Origin of the sequence: Rhodococcus sp. NPDC056516 (assembly GCF_042794655.1) — a bacterium.
In the GTDB taxonomy this organism is placed as follows: domain Bacteria; phylum Actinomycetota; class Actinomycetes; order Mycobacteriales; family Mycobacteriaceae; genus Rhodococcus_F.
The window spans coordinates 361,669-375,630 of record NZ_JBHTTG010000002.1 but is presented as its reverse complement, the minus strand read 5'-3'; the positions used below and the strand labels follow the sequence as shown (position 1 = coordinate 375,630).

General features: G+C 63.2%; 11 protein-coding genes. 7 read left to right on the top strand and 4 right to left on the bottom strand.

All coding sequences use genetic code 11. From position 1 onward, the window contains the following. Positions 1-78 precede the first annotated feature (78 nt). The 4 genes from ACFQ6Y_RS06725 to ACFQ6Y_RS06710 are packed head-to-tail and all read left to right on the top strand — an operon-like array spanning position 79 to position 5,103. The gene (locus tag ACFQ6Y_RS06725) at positions 79-1,638 is read left to right on the top strand and encodes an amino acid permease (protein ID WP_378630366.1); all 1,560 of its coding nucleotides are present in this window, start codon (positions 79-81) and stop codon (positions 1,636-1,638) included. A 2-nt stretch (positions 1,639-1,640) separates the two neighbouring features. After that, complete coding sequence (locus ACFQ6Y_RS06720; protein WP_378630364.1) at positions 1,641-2,474, top strand: urea amidolyase associated protein UAAP1; 834 nt, start codon at positions 1,641-1,643, stop codon at positions 2,472-2,474. After that, on the top strand, positions 2,471-3,124 hold the full coding sequence (locus tag ACFQ6Y_RS06715) for an urea amidolyase associated protein UAAP2 (protein WP_347872683.1): 654 nt from the start codon (positions 2,471-2,473) through the stop codon (positions 3,122-3,124). Before ACFQ6Y_RS06720 ends, ACFQ6Y_RS06715 begins: the two co-directional genes overlap by 4 nt. Then, positions 3,121-5,103, top strand: coding sequence for a 5-oxoprolinase/urea amidolyase family protein (locus ACFQ6Y_RS06710; RefSeq protein WP_378630361.1), 1,983 nt, complete (start codon positions 3,121-3,123; stop codon positions 5,101-5,103). The genes ACFQ6Y_RS06715 and ACFQ6Y_RS06710 overlap by 4 nt, the downstream gene beginning before the upstream one ends. A gap of 116 nt (positions 5,104-5,219) precedes the next feature. Here ACFQ6Y_RS06710 and ACFQ6Y_RS06705 read toward each other — a convergent pair whose 3' ends face one another. Genes ACFQ6Y_RS06705 through ACFQ6Y_RS06690 form a run of 4 tightly spaced genes read right to left on the bottom strand, consistent with a single transcriptional unit; the run spans position 5,220 to position 8,787 of the window. Then, positions 5,220-6,002 carry a Fic/DOC family protein gene (locus ACFQ6Y_RS06705; protein WP_378630359.1) on the bottom strand — a complete coding sequence of 261 codons (783 nt, stop codon included), beginning with the start codon at positions 6,000-6,002 and terminating at the stop codon, positions 5,220-5,222. Further along, a complete protein-coding gene (locus ACFQ6Y_RS06700; protein WP_378630356.1) occupies positions 5,999-7,432 on the bottom strand; it encodes a putative nucleotidyltransferase substrate binding domain-containing protein in 1,434 nt (477 codons plus the stop codon). The genes ACFQ6Y_RS06705 and ACFQ6Y_RS06700 overlap by 4 nt, the downstream gene beginning before the upstream one ends. Before the next feature lie 50 nt (positions 7,433-7,482). Next, positions 7,483-8,367 (bottom strand): DUF5995 family protein, encoded by an 885-nt coding sequence (locus ACFQ6Y_RS06695; protein ID WP_378631340.1) that lies wholly within the window; start codon positions 8,365-8,367, stop codon positions 7,483-7,485. Positions 8,368-8,421: 54 nt separating this feature from the next. Continuing rightward, positions 8,422-8,787: a RidA family protein gene (locus ACFQ6Y_RS06690; protein WP_378630354.1), complete on the bottom strand. Its 366-nt coding sequence runs from the start codon at positions 8,785-8,787 to the stop codon at positions 8,422-8,424. 97 nt (positions 8,788-8,884) lie between these two features. Between ACFQ6Y_RS06690 and ACFQ6Y_RS06685 the strand changes: the two genes are divergently transcribed. From ACFQ6Y_RS06685 to ACFQ6Y_RS06675, 3 genes are all read left to right on the top strand, one after another. After that, a complete protein-coding gene (locus ACFQ6Y_RS06685; RefSeq protein ID WP_378630350.1) occupies positions 8,885-9,922 on the top strand; it encodes an Rv2578c family radical SAM protein in 1,038 nt (345 codons plus the stop codon). Between the two features lie 71 nt (positions 9,923-9,993). Further along, on the top strand, positions 9,994-11,418 hold the full coding sequence (locus ACFQ6Y_RS06680) for a 3' terminal RNA ribose 2'-O-methyltransferase Hen1 (protein ID WP_378631337.1): 1,425 nt from the start codon (positions 9,994-9,996) through the stop codon (positions 11,416-11,418). Beyond that, positions 11,415-13,958: a polynucleotide kinase-phosphatase gene (locus ACFQ6Y_RS06675; protein ID WP_378630346.1), complete on the top strand. Its 2,544-nt coding sequence runs from the start codon at positions 11,415-11,417 to the stop codon at positions 13,956-13,958. The genes ACFQ6Y_RS06680 and ACFQ6Y_RS06675 overlap by 4 nt, the downstream gene beginning before the upstream one ends. Positions 13,959-13,962 lie beyond the last annotated feature (4 nt).

Sequence of the window (13,962 nt, the reverse complement as noted above, 5' to 3'; positions counted from 1 at the left end):
CTGCGGCGAGTGGATTTCGCGAAAACTATCAATCGACAGTTATTCGCCTCTGAATCGCTTCGCCGAAGGAGTACGCCGTTGAGTGCAACCACCCCGGCTGCGCAGCCCACAACCGCATCCGCGCTCGCATCTTCACCCCACGACGACGGCGACCTCGCGGAGTTCGGCTACGAGCAGCAGCTGCATCGATCGCTGGGAAAGTTCGCGTCGTTTGCCGCGGGCTTCTCCTTCGTCTCCATTCTGACCACGATCTTCCAATTGTTCGGTCTCGGTTTCGGTTTCGCGGGACCGGCGTTCTTCTGGACCTGGCCGGTCGTCTTCATCGGACAGTTCATGGTCGCGCTCAACTTCGCGGAACTTGCTGCCAGGTATCCGATTTCGGGTGCCATCTACCAGTGGTCGCGGCGAATGGGTGGTGAGGTCGTCGGCTGGTTCGCCGGGTGGTTCATGATCCTCGCGCAGATCGTCACCGCATCGGCTGCCGCCATCGCCTTGCAAGTTGTGCTCCCCAATGTGTGGAGTGGGTTCCAGATCATCGGCGAGGACAGCGCGCTCATCTCCTCGAGCGGTGCCGCCAATGCGGTGCTACTCGGTTCGGTACTTCTGGTCCTCACCACCTTCATCAACTGCATCGGCGTCAACTGGATGTCGCGTATCAACAACATCGGTGTGACCTGCGAAATTGTCGGTGTCATCGCAGTGGTCGGGATGTTCTTCACCCACGCTCAGCGCGGACCGGACGTCGTCTTCGACACCGGCAGTGCCGGCGGTCAGCCCGGATACGCCTGGGCGTGGATCATGTCCGGACTGATGGCCGCTTACGTCATGGTCGGATTCGGTTCGGCAGGGGAATTGGCCGAGGAGACCCGCAATCCTCGACGCGTTGCACCCCGCACGATCCGTCTTGCACTCTCTGCGTCCGCACTCGGTGGCGGCTTGATGATCCTCGGCGCGTTGATGGCGGCGCCTTCGCTCACCGACGGTCGCCTGGCCACGGAAGGTTTGCCGTACGTACTGACGTCCATCCTGAGTTCGCCGTGGGGCACCGTTCTGCTGATCGACGTCTCGATCGCAGTGTTCGTATGCACCTTGGCAATTCAGACCGCTGCATCACGGCTCATGTTCTCCATGGCCCGCGACGGGCGTCTGCCGGCCTCGCCGATCCTGGCAAAGGTGAACCCCCGCACCGGAACACCTATCGCACCGTCCATCCTCATCGGCCTGATCTGTATTGCCGTTCTGGCCGTCAACGTGGGCAACTCGGCAATTTTCGCGACCCTGTCCAGCGTGTGCATCATCTTGATCTACTTGGCCTACCTCATGGTGACCGTGCCGCTGTTGGTTCAGCGGCTCAAGGGATGGCCGCGTACCGCTGTCGGCCCCAAGTTCGATGCCGAAGGTGAAAAGCTGTTCTCCCTCGGTATCTGGGGAGTGCCTGTCAATATCGCGGCGGTGGTGTACGGCGCACTGATGGTGATCAACCTGTCCTGGCCGAGGGCCGAGATCTTCAATCCCACCGGCGAATATCCCATCCTGCAGTGGGCTGCCCCCATCACGATTGCGCTGGTCGTCGGGCTTGGAGTCGCCTGCTTCCCGCGCGGCCGCGCCACGCCGAATCCCGTCACGATCGGAGCCTGACCATGACTACCCAGACCACCGCCGGAGCCCGCGAGCATGCCCGGTCCCAAGCCGGAACGATCACCGATTCCATGCCCGTCTTGCCGGCAACCCGCTGGCCGAACCCACCCGAGGACGTCGCCTCGGAGCGTCTGACCTGGGCTGAAACGGTACCGGGCGGGCGGTACACGACGAAGATTCTCGCCCGTGGAACGCGATTGCGACTTCGCGACGTCGTTGGCAGCGCCTGCGCCAATGTCTTGCTCTACCGCGCCGACGCTCCCTGGGAGCGACTCAACGTCGCCGATACCGTCAAGGTGCCGTGGCAGGCGTATCTCGGCGTCGGGCACCCATTGCTCTCCGATCAGGGGCGAGTACTCGCGACCGTCGTCGCAGATACCTCGGGTCACCACGACGCGTTCTGTGGAACGACATCGCGCGCCACCAACGAGGCGAAATACGGTCAGGGTTCGTTGCACAGTGCCTCACCCGCCGGACGCGAACTTTTCACCGTGGCCGCCGCGAAGAACGGACTCGGGCCGCAGGACATAGCGCCTCCGTTGTCGTTCTTCCACGGTGTGCGCGTCGAAGCCGACGGCGCTCTCACCAGCACCGGATCCGCCGGAGCAGGTGCAACGGTTGACCTTCTGATCCACCTGCCCGTCATCGTGATGATCGCCAACACCGCGCACCCACTCGACCCGGCGTCGGAGTTTCCCACCACGTCCCTCGAAGTGCTCGCGTGGAATGCGGCCGACGAACTCGACAGCCTTGTCGATCGCGGGCCGGAATATCAACGCGCAGTGCTCAATACCGAAGACGCTTGGACAGCTTCGAACCTGGAGGAGATCGCATGACCACCACCTTGGATGTCCCCGCCCTCGTTCCCGGAACGGTGATCCTCGACGAGATCGCTGACGCGTTCGGGCCGTGGTCAGCGCTCGTTCGTGCCGGTGACGTCCTGACCATCGTCGATCTGCACGGAAATCAAGCCGTCGACACACTCGTCTACGCCGGTGATGATCACAGCGTTCGGTATTCGGCAGCAGCGACTGTCGCCGCCCAGCGGAATCTGTTCCTGACCACAGGCTCCGTGCTCCGCAGTGACGACGGAACTCCGCTCATGACACTTGTTGCGGACGAAGTCGGAAACCACGACACGGTCGGCGGCGCGTGCTCTCAGGAATCGAACACGTTGCGATACGGCCACCACACCAAGCATCAGCACGCGTGCGTCGAGAACTTCCTCGTAGAGGGCGCCAAATGGGGGCTCGGTAAACGGGACCTGGTGTCCAACATCAACTTCTTCATGAACGTCCCGGTCGACCCCGACGGCACGCTCGGCATCGTCGACGGACTGTCGGCGCCGGGAAAGCGGCTCGCGTTGCGTGCCGAACGCGACGCGCTTGTCCTCGTGTCCAACTGTCCGCAGATCAACAACCCGTGCAACGGCTTCGATCCGACGGCCGTCCGCATGATCGTCACACGGCCGGGAGCAGACGAATGAACGCAAAGCTGACCATCGTGCGTCCCGGAATGTTGACGACGGTTCAGGACTATCCCGGACGGGTTGGATATTGGCAGATCGGAGTCCCTCCATCGGGCCCGATGGACGACCTGTCGTTTCGGTTGGGAAACACCGCACTCGGAAATCCTGAAGGCGCTCCGGGAATCGAATGCGCAATGGCCGGACCTGCGATGACCTTTGACGAAGACACCACGGTGTGCGTCACAGGAGCCCCGGTGTCGGTGACCGTCGACGGCATCGCACACGGTCAGTGGCGACCAGTTTTCGTTCCCGCTGGAGCGGTGCTCGACGTCGGAACGGTCAGCGGTCCGGGACTGCGCATCTACGTACTCGTACAGGGCGGCATCGAGACCGACGACTATCTCGGCAGCGCCTCGACCTTCACCCTGGGCAGGTTCGGTGGACACGAAGGCCGGACCCTGCGTGCAGGAGACGTTCTCAAACTCGGACAGGCGACCGGCGCAGCGGGAGCGGTTCCCGCCGAGCATGTTCCGGCGATACACACGTGCTGGGAACTCGCGGTGACCGAGGGCCCGCACGGGGCGCCGGAGTTCTTCACCCGCTCCGACATCGACACTCTGTACGCGACCGAGTACGAGGTCCACTTCAACTCCGACCGCACCGGAGTCCGGTTGGTCGGGCCGAAACCTGACTGGGCCCGAACCACCGGAGGCGAAGCGGGCCTTCACCCGTCGAACATTCACGACAACGCCTACTCGATCGGTGCACTCGACTTCACCGGCGACACGCCCATTCTCCTCGGGCCCGACGGACCGAGCCTCGGCGGCTTCGTCTGTCCGATCACGGTCGTTTCCGCCGATCGATGGAAGCTCGGACAGTTGGCTCCCGGCAACAAGATTCGCTTCGTACCGGTCCGTGCCGAACGGGCGGCCTCGCGCCGTGACCTGGGAGTATCGCGTCGAGCCTCCAGTTCGGTTGTGCATTCCACCGGCGGTGACGGCGACGACGGCGTCATCGCCCGCCGCGACGGCGACACCCCGGTGACGTATCGCCGCTCGGGTGACGACAACGTGTTGGTCGAATACGGCGACATGAATCTCGACCTGGCCCTGCGTGCGCGTGCACACGCGCTGCATCAGCGACTCGAACTCGAGAAACCGGCCGGACTACTCGATCTCACACCGGGAATCCGCAGTCTGCAGGTCCGCGTCGACCCGGATGTCCTACCCGTCCACACACTGATGGGAATGCTCGCCGAGGCAGAGGACACCTTGCCCGCAGCCAACGAACTCGTGGTGCCCAGTCGCACTGTGCGGATGCCACTTTCGTGGGACGACCCGGCAACGCGCGAAGCGATCCAGCGGTACATGCACGGCGTTCGCGCCGACGCGCCGTGGTGCCCGTGGAACATCGAGTTCATCCGCCGGATGAACGGTCTCGAATCCGTGAACGACGTGTTCGACACCGTCTTCGGCGCCGAGTACATGGTGCTCGGCCTCGGCGACGTCTACCTCGGAGCGCCGGTCGCGACACCGCTCGATCCGCGCCATCGCCTGGTCACGACCAAGTACAACCCTGCCCGCACCTGGACCCCGGAAAACGCTGTCGGGATCGGTGGGGCTTACCTCTGCATCTACGGCATGGAAGGCCCAGGTGGGTACCAGTTCGTCGGACGTACGACGCAGGTGTGGAATCACCGCCACCCTGCGAAGTCGGGTCCGTTCGAGGAGGGCACTCCCTGGCTACTGCGATTCTTCGACCGGATCTCCTGGTATCCCGTCGAGCCGGAAGAGTTGATGGATCTGCGTGCGGACACCGCCGCCGGCCGCGGCGGGGGAGTCGAGATCGAGGACGGAAGTTTCTCCCTGGCCGAGCATCAGGAGTTCCTCGCGTCGAACTCGCGCTCCATCGAGGAGTTCCGCGCGATGCAGTCCGTCGCGTTCGGGGCCGAGCGTCAGCGCTGGTCGGATGCGGGGGAGTTCTCGCTACCCGGTTGATGGCCGACTGATCACCGTTTTCTCCGAGTGAGCACCGCTTCCAGCGTGACGGAGGCGGTGCTCACTCAGTAGTAAAGGTGTTCAGTCCCCACGCGAACTAGCGGCAGGTGATCGCATCAGCGAGACAGCGCGCGATTGAACAGATCGATGAACGGGCGCGGCGACGGCGTTCCGGTGGGCCGGAAAGGTGCAGAATCCCTCGACGCCGATACCCATTCGGTTCTGCTCACCGGCGACAAGTCGAGCTGATACCGGGTGTCGGCGGCGAGTCGATGCAGGAAGAGGGTTCCGGTTCGGCCGTTTCCTTCCCGAAACGGGTGGGCATGATTGAGCGTCGAGTACACCGACGCGAGCGCGAACGACGTAGCGCCGCGATCGAGCGTGGCCCAGTCGACGGCGGCGATGATCTCTTCCACCTCGGACAGGTAGTTCCGGATCGCGGAAACCGGAGCGAAGGTGGCCGCGCCCTTCTTGATGTCGACGGTTCTGATGTGGCCGGCCCACTGGTACAGGTCTTGGAAAACATGCTGGTGAAGGAGGAGAAGTTCGACAGTGTCGCCTGTGTGCGGTACCAGTTCGTCTCCGAGATGTGCCTCGCCCAGACGCAGTGCGGTCGCCGCAAATTCCAGCGACTGCAGTGCCGCGGGATCTCGTACGTCGAAGTTGTTCTTGAGTACCGATGTACCGCGATAGACGTACGGCGCTGATCGTCGCCAGCGGATCCGTGGGGGAATCGTTGACGAGAGGCCGACGGCCCGCGCCAACTCCTGCTCGAAATACTCACGCCGAGAAAGCATCCCGATCAGGACGGCTTCGAGTTCCGCGATCTGCTCATCGTTCGGATCCCAGCCTTCGAGTCGCTCCGCGGCCAGAACCTGTTCGAGCGCACTGCGATTCACGGGTCGATGTCGGGTAGCGCCGACGCGGACGCGGCATACTCGAGGCGTCGCTGCACACCTGCGACCTCGCGCACCGCGTTGCTCAGCAAGCTGCGTGAGAGTGGTGTGAGTTCGGAAATCACGACCTCGTCGGTTGGCGGCCTACCCGCGGAGAACTGATCGGTCTGGTGGCGGACGCGAATCTGCTGCAAGACTTCGAAAGACTCGATCAGCACCTGGGCGTCGTCGTCGAGTAGAAAACCGCTCCCCGCTGCAGCCTTGAGTCGTTCGAGTGTCGAACTCGTGCGGGCGCCCACGGAAATCCCCGCCCATCGAGCGATGTTCACGATCGGTTGGACTGCGCTGGCTTTGAGGTCGACGGTTCCGGTCCGACGCGTCATCACGTCCTTGAATGAATGAAGTTTTGCCTTGTCGCCGACCGCTTCGCGAAGTAGTACACGCATCACGGCCGGATGCAGTCGCAGTTGATCCAACGCTGCGGGGCGAGGGTCCAGCGATGGGTCGCCCGCGACGACGCGGGCATCCGCCAGCATCGACAACATGACCAGCGCTTGGTCCTGGTACGGATTGGAGACCCATTTCCGCAGTGCAATGCGCCATTGTGGCAGTGTTCGCGCGAACCTGGCCTGGGTGGCGACGGCGTTCTTGGTGTCTCGCGGGAACCCGCAGAGATCGAGGATGTCGTGGATGCGCTTCGCGGCGTCGGCACCCTCGTGATGGGATTCGCCGCCCCACACCAGCGCGCTGTCGATATCCGAAGACGGGAGCGCTTCACGCCGCGCGACGCTGCCGAGCGAAAGCCACGCGAAATCCGGTCGTTCGTCGCCGCCGACAACCAACTCTATGGCTCGCCTGACTGTGACGTCGATCAGCACGGCGAGCGTGGCGCCGATGTCGAGCGGAGAGACCCGCGACGCCACCAACTCCGTCACCAGAACCGGTACGGCACGGGCCGTTTCGACGAGGTGCGCGTCGTCTTGCGCCGTGGCGAGTGCTGCTCGCAGTTCGAAACCTTGATTGGTGGCCGAAGTCAGGAGGTCACTGAGTTCGAGCACACCCATCAACGTGCCTGCCTCGGTCACGACCGGGAGGTGGCGCAATCCGTACTCGAGCATGTCGGTCACGGCGTCGGCGCCCAGTCGATCAGGGTCGACTGTCACCGCAGACGGCGTCATCACCGTCGAAACCGGCTGACTGCTGTCGACGCCACCGACTACCACGCGAGCTCGCAAGTCACCTTCGGTGAAGATTCCGAAACCGGTTGTAGCCGTAGGGATCACAACAGCACGGCGGCCCGCGTCGGTCATCAACTTCGCGGCCTCACGGATGGTGGCCTGTTCGCTGCAGACAATTGCGGGTCCGCGCAACAGGTCTCGTACCCGGCGCATGGCGGGACTCTGCATGCCTTGCCCCGCCGAGTGCCCCGTCATGGGGTCATTGTCTCAGGTGTGTCCGTTTCAGGTCGGCAGAGGGTGAGAAGTCACAGACCGCCGAGCCGTGCGAGTACGTCGAGAGCCGAATCCGTGGTGCGCCAGAGTGCGTCGATCTCCTGCTCGGCGCCAGGACGGGTCTGCGGATTCTGGAGGGCGAAACCGTTGGCAAGCGTGATGGTGTTGTATCCGCTGTCGGCTGCGCGGAGCAGCAGTTCCGAGGGCTGCGAGTTTCCGGCCAATCGGTCGAGTCCTTCGCCGACGAAGTAGAACCGCCAGAGCGGCCCGAGGTCTGCGTCGTACTCGGCCTTGGTGAGGGTCACGATCGAACCACCCTTGACGGCAATGGAATCGACGATCTTGTAGAAATCGGGAACATCCTCCGCAGTGGTTCCGGATGTAGCGACGGCATGAGCGAGGTCGACGGTGAGATGCGCGTTGTATCCGGCCATGGCGACCCGCGCGGGACTGGCGTCGCACTGACGCGTCAGTGTGAAATAGTTGCTCCACGCCGGATCGATGGGGGTACCCGTGAATTCCGCGTGGACGTTCACCAGGTACCTGCGTAGCAATTCATAGCTGACCGAATGGGCCCAGTCGTCATTGTCGAAAGCTGCGGGATCTCGCTGCAGGGGCATTACCGCCTCGTGCTCGACAGCGTCGAGGCCGATGGAGAACAGGCCTCGCCAATCGTGGTGTGAGACGAGGATCGACGTGATCTGCCGATGACGTTCGACAGCCGTCTCGAGGCGAGGTAGCCCGCTGCCGTTCAGCGTCGTGACGTCGCTGAGTTCGGCAATCCGATCCACCTCGGCATTGCTCAGCGGGCTGCCGCAGGCCGTCGAAAAACTCTCGCCCGGTTCTGCAAGCGCAGAGCCGGGCGAGAGGAAAGTGACGGTGATGCCGAGCGCGAGCGTCAACGGATACAGCCGCATCGGTTTCATCGGCTCAGACTAGGCGCCCACTGTCACAAACGTCCGGATTGACGATCAGCTGAGGACCGCGTCGGCCTCGATCTCGATGAGCAGAGCGGGGTCGATCAGCGAGCTGACCTCGAGGATGGTCGTGGCGGGACGAATCTCGCCGAACACTTCACCGTGGGCGAGAGCGGCCTGCTCCCACTGCGTCATGTCGCGAAGGTACATGCGAGTGCGGATGACGTCGTCGAGCGAGGCGCCGGCCTCGGCAAGTGCTGCCTTGATCGTTTCGAGCGCCGCGCGTGTCTGATCGGTGAGGGTCTCACCAGGAGCCGTGGTGCCGGAGACTGCGATCTGGTTGCCGATGCGCACGGCGCGGGAGTAACCGATCTTGGGTTCCCATTCGGAACCGGACGAAATTTTGATTCTGTTCGACATGCACCGAATTCTGCCAACAACTTCGCGGCCGTGGTGAGGCACGGTCGGGTATTTGCTCCGTCTTGACATACCTTAGAACAAGTGTTCGACTTGGGGCATGAGGTGGTCGGGTCAGGCATTGGATGCAGATGACGGAGCGCTACCCGGACTCGAACGGGCCGGGTTGGTTCGCTCCGTGCAGACTCCGGAGTTCGAGGGAATCACGTTTCACGAGGTGCTCTGCAAGAGCGCGCTCAACAAGATGCCCGAAGAGTCGACGTTGCCGTTCAGCTTCACCGTCAACGCTTTTCGTGGCTGCTCACACGCATGCCGATATTGTTTCGCGAGACCGAGCCACGAGTATCTCGACCTCGACGCCGGCGCGGATTTCGACTCCCAGGTGGTCGTGAAGACGAACATCGCCGCGGTGCTCCGCAAGGAGTTGGCGCGAAAGTCCTGGAAACGGGAGGCGGTGGCACTGGGCACCAACACCGATCCCTATCAGCGAGCCGAGGGGCGATACCGCTTGATGCCCGGCATCATTCGCGCGCTGACCGAATCGGGAACTCCCTTCTCGATCCTGACGAAGGGAACTCTGCTCCGGCGGGATCTGCCACTGTTGAAGATGGCGTCGGAGCAGGTCGACGTCGGAATCGGAGTGTCGTTGGCGATCAACGACGCCGTACTTCAGAAGCAGATCGAACCTGGCACACCGTCGCCGCGTGCGCGCCTCGAGATGATCCGCGCTGTCGCCGACGCTGGATTCGCGTGCAATGTGATGGTGGCGCCGGTCATTCCGTTCCTCACCGATTCCACCAGTCACCTCGACGGACTGTTCGAGGCACTGTCAGAGGCGGGTGCGACAAGTGTGACGGTCTTCCCGATGCACCTGCGCGGCAGTACTCGGGGCTGGTTCATGAACTGGCTTGCTCAGGAACACCCGGCACTCGTCCGCCGCTACCGCGAACTGTACGGGCGGGGCGCGTACGTCACTCCCGAATACAAGCGTTGGCTCGCAAGCCGCGTCGAGCCACTGGTCGAGCGTCATGGGTTGGGTGGTCGTTCGGAGCATCGAGACGTCGATGCATCTGGCAAGCAATCGCGCGAAGCGCCGCGTGAACTGGTAGGTGCGGGGGCAGCTCTTACCTTGTTCTGAGTGCTGCGCGGTTCTGACTGCTGCGCGGTTCTGACTGCTGCGGGCGCGTAAATCGGAGGCGCTCCGGACGTCTGCCGGGCTACATTCGCCTGGTGCTACTCACACTGACGACCACCCCGACCTCGCAGACTCCTGATGCGACTGCGTTGAGCTACCTGCTGCACAAACATCCCGACCGAGTGCAAGCTTTCGACTTGGCGATCGGCACCGCCACGGTTCTGTACCCGGAAGCCTCGGCCGAAAAGACAACTGTGGCAGTGATTGTGGACGTCGACCCCATCGAACTTGTACAGAGTAGGTATCGACGCGGCAAGAGTGGCGACAACTTTTCGCTGGGGGAGTACGTCAACGACCGACCGTACGCGGCGTCGTCGATCCTCTCGGTTGCTTTGTCGAAGCTGTTCCGTACCGCGTTGACAGGAACGTGCAAGTCGCATCCGGAACTCGTCGAGGCAGAACTCGCGTTGACGGTCTCGATTCCGGTGGTTCCGTGCGGCGGCGATGCCGACTTGCCGCGTCGTCTGTTCGGGCCGCTGGGGTGGGACGTGACAGCGACTCCGGTGCAACTTGATCCGCACCTGCCGAATTGGGGAGACTCCGACTTCGTGTCGCTGACACTGACCGGGGAACACACCGTGCAGAGCGCCCTTCGGCACCTCTATGTGCTGTTGCCGGTACTCGACGACGTGAAGCACTACTGGGTGGGATCGGACGAGGCGGACAAGTTGATCCGCGTCGCCGGGGAGTGGTTGGCTTCGCATCCGGATTCCGCGCTGATCATGTCCCGCTACCTGGCGCGTCGACGTGACCTGGTCGAATCGGTAGTCGACCGATTGATTCCCGAACAAGCGGAGGTGCAGATCGAACTGCCGCGCCCGGATCCGCCGCTGGCACGGCTTCGTGTCGAAGCAGTTCTGGCGACGCTACAGCGACTGCATGCTCGAACAATCGTCGACATCGGTTGTGGCGAAGGGAAACTGATCGAGGCGCTGATGCCCCACGCACAATTCGACAAACTTGTCGGCGTCGATGTGAGCGCGCGTGAACTGACGCGTGCGCAGCGGAGATTGAAGTTCACCGAAATGTCCGACGTCCAACGTGAACGTGTGTCTTTGATGCAGTCGTCCGCGACTTACCGCGACGGACGGTTGAAAGGCTTTGACGCAGCCGTGCTGATGGAGGTGGTCGAGCACGTCGACGCGGCGCGCCTGCCGGCTTTGGTCAGATCGGTCTTCGTGGACGCAGCGCCGCAATATGTGCTGCTGACTACCCCGAATGCCGACTACAACGTGCTGTATCCGGCGTTGGCAGAGGGAGAGTTCAGGCACCCGGATCACAGGTTCGAGTTCTCCCGAACCCAATTCGACGACTGGGCAACCGAAACAGCCCGAGCCCATGGCTATTCCGTGGAGTTCGAATTTGTCGGAACAATCGATCCGGCCCACGGCGGGCCGACGCAATTGGCGATCTTTACGAAGGAGGCACGAACGTCATGACGGTGTACGAAATTCCAGACCTCGCTCTTGTTGTACTCATCGGCGTCAGTGGCTCGGGGAAGTCGACCTTTGCCGCGCGTCACTTCGGTGAGTACGAAACTCTTTCGAGTGACACCTTCAGAGGATGGGTCAGTGACGATCCGAATTCGCAGGAATCGACGTCCGACGCTTTCGACGTGCTGGAGTTCGTCGCAGCCAAGCGTCTGCGACGCGGACGTCTGACGGTGATCGACGCGACCAATGTCCAGCCCGCCGCGCGCAAGCGGCTCGTTTCGTTGGCTCGCGATCACGACGTACTACCGGTTGCAGTTGTGCTCGACGTCCCGGAATCGGTCTGTGCTGCACGCAACGACGCTCGCGCCGATCGGACGTTCGGGCGCGATGTCGTTCGCCGCCAGCACCAGCAGTTGACTCGTTCGCTTCGCGGGTTGGGCAAGGAAGGTTTCCGTTCGGTTCACATCCTCAGAGGTGAGGACGCGGTTTCCGAAGCCGAGTTCTCGCGTCACCCGCTCCGCAGCGATCTGCGTGTCGAGCGTGGCCCGTTCGATGTCATCGGCGACATCCACGGATGTCGCAGTGAACTCGAGACGCTGCTCGCGAAACTCGGCTACACCGTCGACTACGGGTCCGATGGCGGCGCTGTCGATGCCGTGCCGCCGGAAGGGCGCACTGCCGTCTTCCTCGGAGACTACGTCGATCGGGGACCGGATTCGGTCGGTGTGCTGCGTCTGGTCATGGGAATGGTCGCGGCGGGACATGCGATAGCGGTTCCGGGTAACCACGAGAACAAACTCGTCAAAGCGCTGCGGGGCAAGAAGGTCACGGCGAGTCACGGACTGGCCGAGACGCTCGAGCAGCTCGCCACCGAGACGGCGGAGTTCCGCGACAGCGTCGTCGACTTCTGTGACGGGCTGGTGGCGCACCTCGTCCTGGACGACGGCAAACTCGTCGTCGCGCACGCCGGTCTCAAGGAGGACTACCACAACAGGGCATCCGGCCGAGTGCGCAGCTTTGCGCTCTACGGTGAAACAACCGGTGAGACGGACGAATTCGGCTTGCCGGTTCGATACCCGTGGGCGCAGGACTACCGAGGATCTGCGATGGTCCTCTACGGCCACACTCCGGTCCACGCGGTGGAATGGATCAACAACACAGCATGCCTCGACACCGGCTGTGTGTTCGGTGGATCTCTGACCGCACTTCGATACCCGGAGCGCGAGATCGTGTCGGTTCCGGCCGAGCAGGTTTGGTACGAACCGATCGTGCCGCTGGCTCCGCCGACTCGCGATCCAACCGTGCTCGATCTTGCCGACGTCCTCGAGACGACCGGCGTCGACACTGAACTCCGCGGTCGGGTGTCCGTTCGCACCGACAACGCCGCCGGCGCCTTGGAAGTCATGAGCCGCTTCGCGGTCGCGCCGCAATGGCTGCGGTACCTACCGCCGACCATGGCGCCGTGCGCGAGCGCCCAGTCAGACGACTATCTGGAACACCCGTCGACCGCGTTCGACGCATACCGGGCTGCCGGAATCGGAACAGTCATCTGCGAAGAGAAGCACATGGGTTCGCGGGCAGTGGCGCTCGTGTGCCGTGATCGATCGGTTGCTCAGTCCCGATTCGACGCACCGGATGCGCTCACCGGCATGGTGCACACCCGCACCGGCCGCCAGTTCTTCGACGACGAGCTGACTCAGAAGTTGGTCGACGACATCGCCGCCGCAGTCACATCCGCTGGGTTGTGGGAAGAGTTGGGCACCGACTGGCTGCTCCTCGACTGCGAACTGTTGCCATGGAACGTCAAAGCAGAAGGTCTGCTGCGCTCGCAGTACGCGTCGGTCGCGGCGGCGGGGCGAACTGATCTCGCCGCCCGCGAGGCAGTGTTGGCGCAGGCCGGTTCGCGGGGTCTGGACGTGGCGGAAATGTTCGAGCAGACATCGGTCCGAGCCGGGAGTATCGAGCGCTTCGGTGAGGCGTACCGGCGGTACGTGTGGCCGACGAACGGGCTGGACGGAGTCACCATCGCTCCGTTTCAGGTGTTGGCGACCGAGGGCCGGTCGTACGGGGAACGGGATCACGAATGGCACCTCGCAATTGCGGACCGCCTGGCCGACGCAGAGCCGAATCGATTTACCACCACACGTCGACTGGTGGTCGATCTCGGTTCCGAAGACTCGGTGTCCGAAGCGAAAAAGTGGTGGGAGTCGCTCACCGGCGAGGGCGGTGAGGGGATGGTCGTCAAACCGCTGGCGAATCAGATTCACGGACCTCGCGGGTACAACGCGAAGGTTCAGCCGGGGATCAAGGTTCGCGGTCGTGAGTACCTGCGTTTGATCTACGGCGCCGACTACCTCGAACCGTCGACGCTTGCTCGGCTCCGCAATCGCAACCTCGGGCACAAGCAGTCGATGGCGCTACGCGAGTACGCGCTCGGCATGGAGGCGGTGACTCGGCTGGTCGACCGCGAACCGTTGTGGCGCGCACACCAGGCGGTGTTCGCGGTGTTGGCTCTCGAATCGGAGCCGGTCGACCCGCGATTGTGACGGC

Excerpts from the sequence above, each read along its gene's own strand:
- ACFQ6Y_RS06720 (WP_378630364.1), top strand. The coding sequence starts at position 1,641 with ATGACTACCCAGACCACCGCCGGAGCCCGCGAGCATGCCCGGTCCCAA.
- ACFQ6Y_RS06715 (WP_347872683.1), top strand. The coding sequence starts at position 2,471 with ATGACCACCACCTTGGATGTCCCCGCCCTCGTTCCCGGAACGGTGATC.
- ACFQ6Y_RS06710 (WP_378630361.1), top strand. The coding sequence starts at position 3,121 with ATGAACGCAAAGCTGACCATCGTGCGTCCCGGAATGTTGACGACGGTT.
- ACFQ6Y_RS06700 (WP_378630356.1), bottom strand. The coding sequence starts at position 7,432 with ATGACGGGGCACTCGGCGGGGCAAGGCATGCAGAGTCCCGCCATGCGC.
- ACFQ6Y_RS06695 (WP_378631340.1), bottom strand. The coding sequence starts at position 8,367 with ATGCGGCTGTATCCGTTGACGCTCGCGCTCGGCATCACCGTCACTTTC.
- ACFQ6Y_RS06690 (WP_378630354.1), bottom strand. The coding sequence starts at position 8,787 with ATGTCGAACAGAATCAAAATTTCGTCCGGTTCCGAATGGGAACCCAAG.
- ACFQ6Y_RS06685 (WP_378630350.1), top strand. The coding sequence starts at position 8,885 with ATGAGGTGGTCGGGTCAGGCATTGGATGCAGATGACGGAGCGCTACCC.
- ACFQ6Y_RS06675 (WP_378630346.1), top strand. The coding sequence starts at position 11,415 with ATGACGGTGTACGAAATTCCAGACCTCGCTCTTGTTGTACTCATCGGC.